The organism is Streptococcus sp. 210928-DFI.4.42 (assembly GCF_020554365.1).
Lineage (GTDB): Bacteria > Bacillota > Bacilli > Lactobacillales > Streptococcaceae > Streptococcus > Streptococcus parasanguinis_S.
Genome location: NZ_JAJCHF010000001.1, coordinates 98,125 through 112,965, shown reverse-complemented (window position 1 = coordinate 112,965; position 14,841 = coordinate 98,125). Strand labels below are relative to the sequence as shown.

At 42.5% G+C, this 14,841-nt stretch carries 13 protein-coding genes; 12 read left to right on the top strand and 1 reads right to left on the bottom strand.

Annotated features, from left to right (window positions below; translation table 11 throughout):
- Window positions 1–186 precede the first annotated feature (186 nt).
- From yycF to ftsY, 12 genes are all read left to right on the top strand, one after another.
- Window positions 187–888 carry a response regulator YycF gene (yycF, locus tag LIZ08_RS00510; protein ID WP_227038028.1) on the top strand — a complete coding sequence of 234 codons (702 nt, stop codon included), beginning with the start codon at window positions 187–189 and terminating at the stop codon, window positions 886–888.
- Window positions 881–2,233 (top strand): cell wall metabolism sensor histidine kinase VicK, encoded by a 1,353-nt coding sequence (gene vicK, locus LIZ08_RS00505; RefSeq protein ID WP_227038026.1) that lies wholly within the window; start codon window positions 881–883, stop codon window positions 2,231–2,233. The genes yycF and vicK overlap by 8 nt, the downstream gene beginning before the upstream one ends.
- A gap of 7 nt (window positions 2,234–2,240) precedes the next feature.
- A complete protein-coding gene (locus LIZ08_RS00500) occupies window positions 2,241–3,050 on the top strand; it encodes an MBL fold metallo-hydrolase (RefSeq protein WP_023918725.1) in 810 nt (269 codons plus the stop codon).
- Between the two features lie 605 nt (window positions 3,051–3,655).
- Complete coding sequence (locus LIZ08_RS00495; protein WP_227038025.1) at window positions 3,656–4,204, top strand: hypothetical protein; 549 nt, start codon at window positions 3,656–3,658, stop codon at window positions 4,202–4,204.
- 40 nt (window positions 4,205–4,244) lie between these two features.
- Window positions 4,245–4,661, top strand: coding sequence for a hypothetical protein (locus LIZ08_RS00490; protein ID WP_227038024.1), 417 nt, complete (start codon window positions 4,245–4,247; stop codon window positions 4,659–4,661).
- Complete coding sequence (locus LIZ08_RS00485; RefSeq protein ID WP_024054734.1) at window positions 4,662–5,201, top strand: DUF3592 domain-containing protein; 540 nt, start codon at window positions 4,662–4,664, stop codon at window positions 5,199–5,201. It abuts the gene before it with no gap.
- Window positions 5,202–5,278: 77 nt separating this feature from the next.
- Window positions 5,279–5,665, top strand: a complete 387-nt coding sequence (locus LIZ08_RS00480) for a YbaN family protein (protein ID WP_023918721.1) — start codon at window positions 5,279–5,281, stop codon at window positions 5,663–5,665.
- Window positions 5,666–5,764: 99 nt separating this feature from the next.
- The gene (gene rnc, locus LIZ08_RS00475; protein ID WP_041826398.1) at window positions 5,765–6,466 is read left to right on the top strand and encodes a ribonuclease III; all 702 of its coding nucleotides are present in this window, start codon (window positions 5,765–5,767) and stop codon (window positions 6,464–6,466) included.
- Window positions 6,457–9,993, top strand: a complete 3,537-nt coding sequence (gene smc / locus LIZ08_RS00470; RefSeq protein ID WP_227038023.1) for a chromosome segregation protein SMC — start codon at window positions 6,457–6,459, stop codon at window positions 9,991–9,993. The genes rnc and smc overlap by 10 nt, the downstream gene beginning before the upstream one ends.
- Complete coding sequence (locus tag LIZ08_RS00465; protein ID WP_061591312.1) at window positions 9,983–10,789, top strand: Cof-type HAD-IIB family hydrolase; 807 nt, start codon at window positions 9,983–9,985, stop codon at window positions 10,787–10,789. Before smc ends, LIZ08_RS00465 begins: the two co-directional genes overlap by 11 nt.
- Window positions 10,786–11,607 (top strand): Cof-type HAD-IIB family hydrolase, encoded by an 822-nt coding sequence (locus tag LIZ08_RS00460; RefSeq protein WP_227038021.1) that lies wholly within the window; start codon window positions 10,786–10,788, stop codon window positions 11,605–11,607. The genes LIZ08_RS00465 and LIZ08_RS00460 overlap by 4 nt, the downstream gene beginning before the upstream one ends.
- Window positions 11,608–13,269, top strand: coding sequence for a signal recognition particle-docking protein FtsY (ftsY, locus tag LIZ08_RS00455; protein ID WP_227038020.1), 1,662 nt, complete (start codon window positions 11,608–11,610; stop codon window positions 13,267–13,269).
- A gap of 91 nt (window positions 13,270–13,360) precedes the next feature.
- Here ftsY and zwf read toward each other — a convergent pair whose 3' ends face one another.
- Window positions 13,361–14,827: a glucose-6-phosphate dehydrogenase gene (gene zwf / locus LIZ08_RS00450; protein ID WP_125826491.1), complete on the bottom strand. Its 1,467-nt coding sequence runs from the start codon at window positions 14,825–14,827 to the stop codon at window positions 13,361–13,363.
- Window positions 14,828–14,841 lie beyond the last annotated feature (14 nt).

Below are 14,841 nucleotides of genomic sequence, written 5' to 3'. Positions count from 1 at the left end.
ATCTCCAACAAATCCCGTGTTTCAAAATAATGCAAAAAGAAAAGATTGAGATGTCATGATCTCAATCTTTTTGCTTTGTCTTATTGGAAAGTCCAGCAATTGAGACTCCACATTTCTTCATAAGTTTGATATAATAAGAAGATAGAGATTGATAAGGAAAAGTAGCATTAGAAACAGGTATGTAAGATGAAAAAAATATTAGTAGTTGATGATGAAAAACCAATTTCAGATATTATCAAATTTAACATGGCAAAAGAAGGCTATGAAGTCTTGACGGCCTTTGATGGTCGGGAAGCTTTAGAGGTCTTTGCGGCTGAAAATCCGGATATTATTATTCTAGATTTGATGCTACCAGAAATTGATGGTTTGGAAGTAGCGCGTACGATTCGTAAGACTAGCAATGTGCCGATCATTGTCCTATCTGCTAAGGATACGGAATTTGATAAGGTCATCGGGCTTGAAATCGGGGCGGATGACTATGTAACCAAACCCTTCTCGAATCGGGAATTGCAAGCGCGTGTGAAAGCCTTGTTGCGTCGTTCTGAGTTTGCGGCTGATTCTCAGCTTGAAAATGAGGCCGATACGGAAATTGTCATTGGTGATCTTCACATTCTTCCAGATGCCTTCTTGGTTCAAAAAGGCAACAAAGAATTGGACTTGACCCATCGCGAATTTGAATTGCTCTATCACCTTGCGACCCATGTCGGTCAAGTGATGACTCGTGAGCACCTTCTTGAGACGGTGTGGGGCTATGATTACTTTGGTGATGTTCGAACAGTAGACGTGACAGTTCGTCGTTTGCGTGAAAAAATCGAGGACACACCGGGACGTCCAGAATATATCTTGACCCGCCGTGGTGTCGGATATTATATGAGAAACAATGATTGATCAACTAAAACAATTTGTAATGTCGTCGAACTTTGTCTTTGTTCTGATTACGGTTGGGTTTATCATTGTGGTAGCCTTGCTTTTGCTAGAAAACCGTAGGGACAATATCAAGCTCAGACAATTAAACGCCAAAATTAAAGATCTGATTGCAGGGGACTATTCTGAAGTGGTCGACATGCAAGGAAGTCCAGAACTGACGGATATGACCAATAGTATCAATGATCTATCTGAGGTCATTCGCCTGACGCATGAAAACTTGGAACAAGAAACTAAGCGTTTGACCAGTATCCTTTCTTACATGACAGACGGGGTGCTTGCGACCAACAGACGCGGTCAGATTATCATGGTCAATGAAATGGCAGCCAAGCAATTGAATGTTAATAAAGATGAGGTGCTCAATACCAGTATTCTGGATTTGCTTTCGCTTGGAGATGACTATGATCTGCGAAGCTTGATTACAGAAGTACCAGAGTTGACCATCGATTCCCAGGATGAAAATGGGGAATACATAAGTCTTCGTGTGCGCTTTGCCTTGATTCGTCGCGAGTCAGGTTTTATCTCTGGTCTGGTAGCTGTTTTGCACGATACGACAGAGCAGGAAAAGGAAGAGCGGGAACGTCGCCTCTTTGTCTCCAATGTGAGTCATGAATTACGGACACCTTTGACCAGTGTGAAATCCTATCTGGAAGCCCTAGACGATGGCGCTTTGTCAGAGCCGGTAGCACCAGACTTTGTAAAGGTTTCACTCAATGAAACCAACCGCATGATGCGCATGGTCACAGATCTATTGAGCTTGTCACGAATCGATAATGAAACCAGTCAGTTGGACATCGAGTTGACCAACTTTACGGCCTTTATCACCTTTATTTTGAACCGGTTTGATAAGATCAAGAGTCAATCGCAAGAAGATACTAAGAAGTATGAACTGATTCGTGAATATCCGATCACCCCAATCTGGGTGGAAATTGATACGGATAAAATGACTCAGGTGATCGACAATATCTTGAACAATGCTATCAAGTACTCTCCTGATGGTGGAAAAATCAAGGTAGGGATGAAAACGACAGATGCTCAGTTGATTATCTCTATCTCAGATGAGGGCTTGGGGATTCCCAAGAAAGACTTGCCACGTATTTTTGATCGCTTTTACCGAGTGGATAAGGCGCGTAGTCGGGCCCAAGGCGGGACGGGTCTGGGCTTAGCCATTGCTAAGGAGATCGTTAAGCAACACAAAGGCTTTATTTGGGCCAAGAGTGAATATGGCAAGGGATCTACTTTTACCATTGTCTTGCCGTACGACAAAGATGCTATTAAAGACGACTGGGATACAGAAGAGGAAGAATAAGGAGTCAATGACAGAAGAGGGATTTAAGTATAGTATTTTAGCTTCAGGTTCTAGTGGGAATTCTTTCTACCTTGAGACGCCAAAGAAAAAACTGCTTATTGATGCAGGATTATCAGGGAAAAAGATTACGGGACTATTGGCTGAAATTGATCGCAAACCAGAAGACTTAGACGCCATTTTGATTACGCATGAACACTCAGACCATATCCATGGTGTGGGTGTTTTAGCGCGGAAATATGGCATGGATCTATATGCTAATGAAGCAACTTGGAAGGCTATGGAAGGCACCAAGTATCTAGGGAAGGTCGATGATGCTCAAAAGCACATTTTTGAAATGGGAAAGACCAAGACATTTGGCGATATCGATATCGAAAGTTTTGGGGTCAGTCACGATGCTGCTGCCCCTCAATTCTATCGCTTTATGAAGGATGGCAAGAGCTTCGTCATGCTGACGGATACGGGCTATGTGAGCGATCGCTTGGCAGGTATTGTCGCGGATGCGGATGGCTATCTGATTGAGTCCAATCATGATGTAGAGATCCTTCGAGCAGGTTCGTATGCTTGGCGCTTGAAGCAGCGGATCTTGTCAGACCTAGGCCACCTTTCTAACGAAGATGGTGCAGATGCCATGATCCGAACCTTGGGAAATCGCACCAAGAAGATTTATCTGGGACATTTGTCAAAAGAGAACAATATCAAAGAATTGGCCCATATGACCATGGAGAATCAACTGGCTCGAGCAGATCTAGCTGTTGGCCATGATTTTGAGGTGCTAGATACCTCGCCAGATACCGCGACCCCTTTGACGAAGATATAAGATGGAAAACCACCTAAGGGGAATTTCAGACTGAAGACAAAGTCAACTTGAAAACTTTCCTTAGGTGAGTACGGACGTCAGCGAACTTCTATGAAGTTCCATGACTAATTATTGAGCCCAAGGTCTCAATAATTCCGAGTGCCTGAAACTATAACGTTTCAGGCACTTTTCTCACAGCAGAAAGTTTTGGTATTTTCTTGATTTAATCTAAAACTCGGAACTCATTTTTCATTTCTTTGCAGAATTGATTAACTTATTTCACTTTTAAATAGTTTGTCTACATTATAGAACCAGCTGCGACTGGTTTTTTGCATGCTTATTCGAGGATTTCTATATCTAGTGATGAATTTGCTCTTTACCCTAAAATTGTGTATGATAGGAGTACTTTAGCTTTCTTAATAATTGGGCGGGGAATTTGGAATTATGAAACTATATATCGGTTATTTGGATTTAAAATGGATTTATTTTGACGAAGAAAACGAAGTATTTCAATATGAAGAACCAAAAATTGCTTCCAATTGAAAAATGATAATTCTAATGGCCCCAAATTCTATAATTACTTAGATGAAAAGTATGATAACTACTAAAATAAGAAGGTGCGAGGAATGAAAAAAATTTTTAAGAGTAAATTAATTTATTTTGGACTATTTACAATTATCTTTCTAGCTATATTATTTGTTAAACATTCATTTGATAAAAATAAATTATTTCAATATAAGTATTGGATTGCTGATACAGAAATCACAGATTATGAATTTCTTGAAAATGGAGATGCAATCAGTGTTTCATGGGCTGCGAAAAAGAAAGTGGTAGATGAATTAAGAATTCTAGGAGATAAAGTTAAGACAGGCGGTCCGGGGCATGCTGTAGGACAAAAGTTTATTATTTCTCAAGGTGCGAAATTGAATTCCGAACCGTCAAGAGATATAACGCATAATAACTTTCCTTATTTGAATCGAAATATACCTAAGGATGGGGAATATTGGCATATTAACGTTTATGATACCTCAAATTCTAAATTAATAAAGAAAGAATTGGATGTATTTAAAATAACTCGAGAATTTAACAAAAATTATTTTCCGCTGTTTATATCTAACTCTCAGAAAATAATCGTTGATGGAGAAAATGAGTATATAACTTTAAATAGTTGGTAAAATTGGAGATAAATCTTTTCAGGAACAAAAATTAATTAATTTGAAAACAGGTAAAATAATAGATAATCGAAATGATAAAATTAAAACTCACTCTCTAAGTGTTGGTGTTGAATGGCTTGAATCTTTTTCTAAGTTATTTAAAACTAATGGGTTTGATGTTGAAGATAATAAATTCCATTTTTGGAACGTAGGAAATAACTGGCTCCTAGATACAAAGTATCCAAAAACAAGAAAACTATTATTGAATAATATAGATAACAATTTTATTTATGTTCTCAATCCTAAAAATAGATTAGAAACAACTCTTAATGTTGTTAAATTGGCATTTCCATCTGGCACAAATATTTTTAAAGATATCAGGATACCGGCAGAAAACTCTACAGATAGCAAAGAACATGTTGTTCAAAGTGAAGAGGAGTTTTTACAGTACTACCAACCAAATTCGGAGGAGAAATAAATGTCAACTAAAATGCTACTGTTTTGGCTCTCAACAATAGTTATATTTTTAGCATTAGTTTTTTTGAGTGGTACTTATTTTTATCTTTATTTCCGTGATAAAAAGATGGTTCGGCTTGCTACATCATCCATCAAAGGAACCGTTGTGGGCTATAATCGATTTCGAGGGGGAAATCCTCCGATTGTTGAATATGAGGTAAATGGCGTGGCTTATAAAAAATCTTTTCGTTATTTTCTGGTAAAAACGATCTCTACTCCATGGGGACCTAGAAATGTGCCAAACATCTATACTAGAGAAGATATGTTAGCCAATTCGATTACCTTTTATCGAAATTCATTTGTTTCTTTCAATACAGCCCTTCAGACCCAATTTCCACTTTGCTCTTCAATGACGGTTTGGTATGATCCTGAAAAACCAAGTAGAGCTTATGTGGAGCGTTATTGTGGTGTGAATCGCTATTATAAATGGGCAGGAATCCTTTATGGAATCTTGCTTCTTCTAGTCTATGCTGTGGTGTTAGTTGCTTTTTTTAAAAATTGAGAAAAGGAATAGCAAAAGATAGTGAGTCAACTATGAACTGACTTTTAACAAAAAAGAAACATACAAAGGAGAAGAAAATGCGCCTTGTTTATCTTACGATTGGTTTTATATCATTGGGACTAGGAATTATTGGGATTCCTTTGCCTATTTTACCGACAACCCCCTTTTTACTCTTATCTATGGCTTGCTTTGCCAAAAGTTCCAAACGCTTTGAAACTTGGCTTTACCAAACCAAGCTTTATCAAACCTATGTAGCGGATTATCGAGAGACCAAATCGATTGCCAAAGAACGGAAAAAATGGATCCTTCTTCAGATCTACATTCTGATGGGGATTTCGATCTATCTGGCACCGATTATTTGGGTGAAGCTTGCTCTAGGTGCTTTGACGATTTTTATCACCTATTATCTCTTAAAAGTGATCCCTAATAAGCCTGAAAATCCAACGGAAGAAAATCCTGATTAAAATTGGAGAAATCAGGCCCTAGAACTAGGAAAAGAAGTGCGTTCGTGCTTCTTTTTTGGTATACTTAAGAGTATGAATTTATTAGAAAGTAGGCTTCCCATGGAGAAATTACAAACCCTGTTATCGGAACGGTTTCAGATCGTTTTTTCAGATAGCAGTTTATTAGATACAGCTTTTACACACACCTCTTATGCCAATGAGCACCGCCTCTTAAAAATTTCACATAACGAACGTTTGGAATTTTTAGGAGACGCTGTTCTTCAATTAGTTATTTCCGAATATTTGTATAAGGAACACCCAAACAGACCGGAGGGAGATTTGTCCAAATTCCGTTCCATGATTGTCCGTGAAGAAAGTTTGGCTGGTTTTTCTCGGGATTGCCAATTTGACCGTTATATCAAACTAGGCAAAGGCGAAGAAAAATCTGGTGGTCGGGACCGCGATACGATTCTTGGCGATTTATTTGAAGCCTTTTTAGGTGCCTTGCTCTTAGATCAAGGTGTGGAAGCGGTCAAACGCTTCATCTATCAGGTCATGATTCCAAAGGTTGAAACGGGTCAATTTTCTCAAGTCATTGACTACAAGACCCGTCTGCAAGAATTGTTACAGGTTCACGGAGATGTGGAGATCCAATACCAAGTGGTCAGCGAGTCCGGTCCAGCTCATGCCAAAGAGTTTGAAGTAGAAGTGTTCGTGAACGGTCAAACGATGGGACATGGTCATGGTCGTTCCAAGAAATTAGCGGAGCAGGAAGCAGCCCGCAATGCAGTTGAAACGAGGAATGATTCCCCATGTATCTAAAAGAGATTGAAATCCAAGGCTTTAAATCCTTTGCGGATAAGACAAAAGTCGTATTTGACAAAGGGGTCACTGCCGTTGTAGGGCCTAATGGATCTGGAAAATCAAATATCACGGAGAGCTTGCGCTGGGCCCTGGGTGAATCCAGTGTCAAGAGTCTACGTGGGGGCAAGATGCCCGATGTCATTTTTGCAGGGACAGAATCGCGAAAACCGCTGAATTATGCCTGTGTCACAGTTGTCTTAGATAACCAAGATGGTTTTATCCAACAGGCAGGGAAAGAAATTCGTGTCGAACGGCATATTTATCGTTCAGGAGACAGCGAGTACAAGATCGATGGCAAGAAAGTACGTCTCAGAGATGTTCATGATTTGTTCATGGATACGGGATTGGGACGTGATTCCTTCTCCATTATCTCCCAAGGTCGGGTAGAGGAGATCTTTAACTCCAAACCGGAAGAACGCCGGGCAATCTTTGAAGAAGCTGCAGGTGTCTTGAAATTTAAGACGCGGCGCAAGGAAACCGAGACCAAACTCAACCAAACCCAGGAGAATTTGGACCGTCTGGAGGATATCCTCTATGAATTAGAAGGACAAATCCAACCTCTTGAAAAGCAAGCGACTGTCGCTCGCCGTTTCTTGGAATTAGACCAAGAACGGCAGGTTCTCTTGCTGGATGTTTTAGTTGCTCAAGTCTATTTAACAAAGGACCTTTATGAAAAGGCTGATCAAGAAGAAAAAGCCATTCAAGAACAGTTGGCTTCTTATTACCAACGTCGTCAGGTTTTAGAAGAAGATAATGTACGTATCAAGAAGGCCCGCCATCAGTTGGATGAAAGCTTAGCTGAGGACCAGGCCAGCTTACTTGAGGTCACTCGTTTGATCAGTGATTTGGAAAAGCAAATCGAAGTAGCTAAGTTGCAATCGAGTCAAGCAGCCCATAGTCGCAGGGAAAATCTTGAGCGTCTGGATGCTGTTTTAGCCCGTCTGGAAGAAGCGAAACAAGAGCTGGCTCAAAAACAAGAGATGCTAGCTGAGCTTCAACAAAGACTGACAGAGAACCGTCAGCAACAAGAAGAGTTGGAAAAAGAATTAGCCAACTACGAAGAAGATCCGGAACAAGTTATTGAGCATCTACGTGAGCAGTATGTCGCGCTCTTGCAGACGGAGGCTGAAAAATCGAATGAGCGGACAGCCATTGAGAGCCGGATCCAAGCACTCCTGCAAGAATCAAGCCATCGTCAAGAGGATTTGACCAAAGCACAAACAAACTTTGAAACTGCCAAGGAAAAAGAAGTCCGACAATTGGAAGAGTTGGATCAGGCACAAGCAACGGTCAAAGGTTTACTAGTAGAATATCAAGAGCAATTGGTAAAAGTGGAGCAAGCCAAAGCTGCCTACCAAGAGGCTCAAGCGGCCATGTTTGACTTGATGGATGAGAGCAAGAATAAGCGGGCGCGGATCAATAGCTTGGAAGCTATTCAGAAGAATCATAGTAACTTCTATGCAGGCGTCAAGAGCGTTTTGCAAGAAGCAGAACGGTTAGGAGGCATCTGTGGGGCTGTTAGTGAGAATTTGAGTTTCTCAAAAGACTACCAGACGGCGCTTGAAATTGCTCTGGGAGCTAGCAGCCAACAGATCATTGTCGAGGATGAAAAGGCTGCAACGCGAGCGATCGATTTCTTGAAACGCAATCGTTTGGGACGGGCAACTTTCCTTCCGCTAACGACCATCAAAGCCCGTCAACTATCCCCTCGGAATCTGGAATTGATTCAAGCCAGTGCAGGATTTCTAGGAATCGCGAGTGACTTAGTGACCTATGAGCATCGGTTTGAACAGATTTTCCAAAACTTGCTTGGAGTAACGGCCATCTTTGACACGACGGAGCATGCGCGTGAGGCAGCTCGTAAAGTCAATTATCAAGTCCGGATGGTGACCTTGGATGGGACCGAATTGCGGACCGGAGGATCGTACGCCGGTGGTGCCAATCGTTCCCAAAATACGGTCTTTGTCAAACCAGAATTGGATAGTTTGAAGCAGGAAATGCAAGCTCTGGATGCTCGTTTGAGAGAAGCTGAGCAGGAGGTAGAGACCAAGGACAATCTGCTCAAGCAGGCGCAAGAATACTTGGCTTCTATTCAAAATCAAGGTGAGCAAGCACGCCTGGAGCAACAGCGGGCCCAATTGGCCTACCAACAAAGCCAAGAGCAACTGAAAGAAATCCAGGAGCTCTTAGAAGCTTTGAAGTCAGAATTGGCAACAGATGCAACCCAGTCTCTCCAAGAAGAGCTGGAGTCCCTTACCAAGCAATTGGCAGAAATTGAGCTTCAAAAAGAAAATCTGAATCGCGACATTGAAACCATGAAGTCGGACAAAGATGTTCTGCAACAAAAAGTGCAAAACTTGCAAGAGCAATTGGCAGAATTGCGACTTCAACAGACCGAATATAAGAGCCAACAAAGCTATGAGCAAACAGATGCTCGTCGCTTGGAAGAAACGATCTCCCAGTTGGAAGTAGAAGAGCATCAGTTGCAATTGCTGATTGAACAAGGCGATGCCAAAGTTCAGACAGTGGATGTGGAGCAGCTGGCCAACCAATTGTCGCAGGCACAAGCCAAGAAAACGGATTTGGAACAAGGGGTCATTCGGAAACGCTTTGAGCTGGATGATTTGGAAGGCCAAGCCGAAGATGTGGCAGAACAGATGGAACAAGCGCGCAAGAAAAACGAAGAGTGGATTCGTCAACAAGCCAAGGCTGAAGCGACACGTGAAAAGCATGCGGATCGTTTGAACAAGCTCTTAACGCAAATTACCGATGAATTCATGCAAAGCTTTGACCAAGCCAAAGAGCAGGCTAAACCTGTTGAAAATCTTGCAGCAGCTGAAAACCAGCTCAAGAGCATCGAAAAAGATATTAAGGCACTTGGTCCAGTCAATGTGGATGCGATCGAGCAGTACGATGAGGTGAAGGGGCGCTTTGATTTCCTATCAAGTCAGCGTGAGGATGTCTTGGCTGCGAAAAACATGCTTCTGTCTACCATCAACGACATGAATGACGAAGTCAAGGAACGCTTTAAATCGACTTTTGAAGCTATTCGTGAATCCTTTAAAGTCACTTTCCGTCAAATGTTTGGTGGGGGTTCTGCTGATTTGATTCTGACAGAGCCAGATCTTCTGACAGCTGGTGTTGAGATTTCTGTGCAGCCACCTGGTAAAAAGATCCAATCCTTAAACCTCATGAGTGGTGGAGAAAAAGCCTTGTCTGCCTTAGCTCTCTTGTTCTCGATTATTCGTGTCAAGACCATTCCATTTGTCATTCTAGATGAGGTAGAGGCTGCTCTAGATGAGGCCAATGTCAAGCGTTTTGGGGATTATTTGAACCGCTTTGATAAGGAAAGCCAGTTTATTGTCGTGACGCACCGGAAGGGGACCATGTCAGCTGCAGATTCCATCTATGGTGTGACCATGCAGGAATCTGGGGTTTCTAAAATCGTCTCAGTAAAATTGAAAGACTTAGAAAATGAAGAATAATGATATTAAATTGATCGCTACGGATATGGATGGGACCTTTCTAAATGACCAACATCAGTACGATCAAGACCTTTTACGCAAGGTGTTAGCAAGCTGCAAAGAAAAAGGCATCTATTTTGCTGCTGCGAGTGGCCGTGCCCTTCTTTCTCTCAAATCTCTCTTTAAAGGCTTTGAAGACCAGATGATTTTCATTGCTGAAAATGGCAGTGTGGTAGAATTTCATGGAGAAGATCTCTACGAAGCGACCATGTCCAAAGACTTTTATTTGGGTGTTTTTGAGGCTTTGAAATCCTCTCCTTATGCAGACCCGAATAAACTGCTTTTGACTGGGAAAAAAGGGAGCTATGTCTTAGAAACAGTAGATCCCGACTATCTGGCCTTGAGTCAGCACTACAATGAAAATATTCAAAAAGTGAAAAGCCTAGCGGATATTCAGGATGAAATTTTCAAATTGACCACCAACTTTGATGCAGCTCTTGTGCTTAAAGGTGAGCAATGGGTCACTGAGAATATCCCCGGTGTCAAAGCGATGACGACAGGTTTTGAATCGATTGATATTGTCCTCGATTATGTCGATAAGGGAGTGGCCATTACCGCCTTAGCGGATAAACTAGGGATCTCGATGGATCAGGTGATGGCTTTCGGGGATAACTTAAATGACCTCCATATGATGCAAGTCGTGGGCCATCCTGTAGCGCCAGAAAATGCACGTCCTGAAATCTTGGCGATTGCTGAAACAGTCATTGGTCACCATGAGACTGGTTCTGTCCTACGCTACATGGAGGAAATTGTATGAGTCAGATTTCCTTGATTGCGCTGGATTTAGATGGGACCCTTCTCAATTCAGAAAAAAAGATCTCCCCTCGCAATAGAGCAGCCCTCGCTGCTGCACAGGCTCAAGGTGTCAAGGTGGTTCTAACCACTGGTCGTCCCTTGAAAGCCATGGATTTTCTTTTGGAAGAATTGGGAACAGCAGGCCTCAAAGAAGAGTATACGATTACCTTCAACGGTGGTCTAGTGCAGCGAAATAATGGAGAAATCCTCTCAAAAGTTGTCTTGGCACCAGAAGATGTCGCAACAATTCATGATGAAACAGCCCGTCTAGGACTTCCGCTGGATGCGATCAGTGAGGGAACGGTTTATGAGATTCATGCAGATCGAAAGTCTCTCTATTCCCTTTACAATCCCTACCTGAACTTTATTGAAACAGATTTTAAAGACCTGCCATCCACGATTTCCTACAACAAGTGTGTGACAGCAGTCGATCAAGACTTTTTAGATGCAGCGATAAAGCAGATCAAGCCGGACTTATTTCAAGACTATGAAATTTTTAAATCTCGGGAAATGTTGCTGGAATGGTGCCCTAAAAATGTTCACAAGGCGACAGGTTTAGAGGCACTTGCTTCTATTTTGGGCCTTAAGGCTGATCAAGTCATGGCCTGTGGAGATGAAGCCAATGACCTGTCTATGATCCAGTGGGCTGGACTGGGGGTTGCCATGGGCAATGCGATTCCAGCAGTGAAGGAAGTTGCAGCGCTGGTGGCCCCTGTGACCAATGACCAGGATGCCGTCGCATGGGCGATTGAAAATTATGTGCTAAAGGAGAGTGAATAAATGGGATTATTTGATCGTTTATTTGGAAAAAAAGAAGAAACTGAAAAAATGCTTCCGTCTTCTGAAGAAGTGACGGAAAGTACGGAGGTTGAAGAAACTGTCAAAGAGGAGCCGGCGGCTACCTTAAATGACAAGGAAGAGCAAAAAATCGCTGATATGGAGGCTTATTACCAAGAGCTCAAAGCGCGAATTGCAGCCACTCATCAACCTGTTTCAACCGTCGCTCAAGAAGAGCCGGCAGAGGAAGCTCTTGTAGAAGAAAAAGTGACATCAGAGACTCATGAAGACCAAGTACCAGTAGAGGAGTCTCCAGTTGTTTTTGAACCTGTTCAAACAGAAGCAAGTCCTCAAGAAGTTTCACCACTAGCTGATGAAACGGAGGAGACTGAGCCTCTTGAAGAAGTGAAAATTGAAGCGGAAGTTACTGAAAATGGTGAGGAAGCAGATGGGGCTAATACTTCAGAAATGAAGGAAGAGCCACCAATTGCCTTTCCATCATCTGAAGCTGAGCTAGTAGAAGGGAGCACGACAGAAGAGGAGGCTCCAGAACTAGTAGAAGCTCAGGATGAAGTTTCAGAACCTGAAGTATCAGAAGCGATTGCTCAAGTGGAGGAAACTTCAGAAGTAGCAGAAGCCGAGTCTAGACTTCCTGAAGGAGAAGCAGCATCAACCGTTGAGGAAAGAACTGTTGAAGAGGCAGAAGAGCCAATTCCAGACGAGATTGAGCCTCAGCAAGAAACCATTCAGGAAAAATACGATCGTAGCTTGAAAAAGACACGAACTGGATTTGGAGCACGTCTCAATGCCTTCTTTGCCAATTTCCGTTCAGTCGATGAAGAATTCTTTGAAGAATTGGAAGAACTCTTGATCATGAGTGACGTTGGGGTTCAAGTGGCCTCTAATTTAACCGAAGAGTTGCGCTATGAAGCCCGTTTGGAAAATGCCAAAAAACCAGATGCTCTCAAGCGCGTGATCATCGAAAAATTGGTGGACTTGTATGAAAAGGATGGCCAATTTAATGAAGCCATTCGTTTTCAAGATGGTCTCACGGTCATGCTCTTTGTTGGGGTCAATGGAGTTGGTAAAACCACATCTATCGGGAAGTTAGCCCACCGCTACAAACAAGAGGGCAAGAAAGTCATGTTGGTTGCAGCAGATACTTTCCGTGCAGGAGCAGTAGCTCAACTGGCAGAATGGGGACGCCGCGTAGATGTTCCAGTTGTAACAGGTCCTGAAAAATCAGATCCTGCTAGCGTCGTCTTTGATGGAATGGAACGCGCGATCGCTGAAAACATCGATGTTCTGATGATTGATACAGCTGGTCGTCTGCAAAACAAGGACAACCTCATGGCCGAGCTTGAAAAAATCGGCCGCATTATCAAGCGTGTGGTACCTGATGCACCGCATGAAACCTTGCTGGCCCTCGATGCATCAACCGGTCAAAATGCCTTGGTGCAAGCCAAAGAGTTTTCAAAAATTACGCCTGTAACAGGAATTGTATTGACCAAGATCGATGGAACGGCTCGAGGTGGGGTCGTCCTTGCGATCCGTGAAGAGTTGGACATTCCAGTGAAGTTGATTGGATTCGGAGAAAAGATTGATGACATCGGACCATTCCATTCAGAAAACTTCATGAGAGGCCTCTTGGAAGGCTTGATTTAAGAGTCGAATAGAAAAAGACAAATTGTTGGAAGAACAATTTGTCTTTTTGTTTCCTTGCGCTATCAAAAAAACCACCCGAAGGTGGCTTTCCTTAATTCTTAGGTTCAGGTTTCCAAACCCATTCGGCTCCGTATTCTGCAAGGAGATCATCGGATGCAGTTGGTCCCATGGATCCAGACTTGTATTCATAGAGTGGTGCTCCATTTTCGGCCCATAGTTTTTCGATTCGGTCAATCAATTGCCATGAAGCACGAACTTCGTGCCAGTGGCTGTAATTGGTTGAGTCATTGTTCAAAACGTCAAAAATTAATTTTTCATAAGGCTCTGGGGAAGCTCCAGTTGCAGTCGCATCTGTTTCGTAATCAAAGGAAATCGGTGCGATGCTGAATGTTTCTCCGACCTCTTTCCCGTTGATGCTCAATGAGAAACCTTCGTTTGGTTGGATATAAATGGTCAAGACATTTGGTTGCAAGTCATGTCCAAAGATGGAGTCGGTTTGCTTGAAGACCACATTGACCATGGTTCCTTTTTGTGTCAAGCGTTTTCCGGTACGGAAGAAGAAAGGCACACCGCGGAAGCGATCGCTATCAACAAAGAACGTACCAGAAGCATAGGTCTCTGTAGTAGACTCAGGGTCGACATTCGGCTCACTGCGATAAGAGATATCTTTTTTCCCTTCGATCGTACCTGAATGGTATTGACCACGGATAAAGAATTTCTTTAACTCATCATCTGTTGGATTGTGCAATTGCTCAAAAACTTTGATCTTCTCTGCCCGAATCGCATCCTTAGTAAAGGTAGCTGGTTTATCCATGGCAAGCAATGACAAAAGCTGAAGGGTATGATTTTGCACCATGTCCCGAAGGGCCCCCGAGTGATCATAGTAACCACCGCGTTCTTCAACCCCCAAGCGTTCAGCAAAGGTAATTTGGATATTGTCAATAAAGTCTCGGTTCCAGAGGTTGTCAAAAATGAGATTGCCGAAACGGATAGCAAAGATGTTTTGGATCATTTCTTTGCCAAGGTAGTGGTCAATCCGGAAGATTTGTTCTTCATCAAAGGTTTCTTCCAATTCCTGGTTGAGCTGACTAGCTGTTTCCAGGTCTGTACCGAAAGGTTTTTCAACGATCAAGCGCTCAAAGCCTTGTCCATCCACAATTCCTTCGGATTTGAGGTGTTTGGCAATGGTTCCAAAAAATTGAGGAGCCATGGATAAGAAGAAGACCTTGTTGTGTTCTGTTTGGTATTTCTCATCCAAGCTGTTTTGTAATTCGCGTAGAGCGATGTAATGTTCGGTATCATTGACATCGTGGCTTTGGTAGTAGAAATGGCTAGCGAATTCTTGAGCTTGTTGAGGGCTATCGGCCAGATCTGTGATGGATTCTACCACGACTGATTCAAAGTATTCCTTGCTCCATGGTCTGCGGGCTGTTCCGATAACTGCAAAGTGTTCAGATAGATTTCCTGATTTATAGAGTCTAAAAAGGGATGGGTAGAGTTTGCGCTTGGCTAAATCTCCACTGGCCCCGAAAATGGTTACAATAACTTTTGAAGACATTTAAGTACCTATTT

Excerpts from the sequence above, each read along its gene's own strand:
- rnc (WP_041826398.1), top strand. The coding sequence starts at position 5,765 with ATGGAGAAATTACAAACCCTGTTATCGGAACGGTTTCAGATCGTTTTT.
- LIZ08_RS00485 (WP_024054734.1), top strand. The coding sequence starts at position 4,662 with ATGTCAACTAAAATGCTACTGTTTTGGCTCTCAACAATAGTTATATTT.
- LIZ08_RS00465 (WP_061591312.1), top strand. The coding sequence starts at position 9,983 with ATGAAGAATAATGATATTAAATTGATCGCTACGGATATGGATGGGACC.
- smc (WP_227038023.1), top strand. The coding sequence starts at position 6,457 with ATGTATCTAAAAGAGATTGAAATCCAAGGCTTTAAATCCTTTGCGGAT.
- ftsY (WP_227038020.1), top strand. The coding sequence starts at position 11,608 with ATGGGATTATTTGATCGTTTATTTGGAAAAAAAGAAGAAACTGAAAAA.
- LIZ08_RS00495 (WP_227038025.1), top strand. The coding sequence starts at position 3,656 with ATGAAAAAAATTTTTAAGAGTAAATTAATTTATTTTGGACTATTTACA.
- vicK (WP_227038026.1), top strand. The coding sequence starts at position 881 with ATGATTGATCAACTAAAACAATTTGTAATGTCGTCGAACTTTGTCTTT.
- LIZ08_RS00460 (WP_227038021.1), top strand. The coding sequence starts at position 10,786 with ATGAGTCAGATTTCCTTGATTGCGCTGGATTTAGATGGGACCCTTCTC.
- LIZ08_RS00480 (WP_023918721.1), top strand. The coding sequence starts at position 5,279 with ATGCGCCTTGTTTATCTTACGATTGGTTTTATATCATTGGGACTAGGA.
- zwf (WP_125826491.1), bottom strand. The coding sequence starts at position 14,827 with ATGTCTTCAAAAGTTATTGTAACCATTTTCGGGGCCAGTGGAGATTTA.
- yycF (WP_227038028.1), top strand. The coding sequence starts at position 187 with ATGAAAAAAATATTAGTAGTTGATGATGAAAAACCAATTTCAGATATT.
- LIZ08_RS00500 (WP_023918725.1), top strand. The coding sequence starts at position 2,241 with ATGACAGAAGAGGGATTTAAGTATAGTATTTTAGCTTCAGGTTCTAGT.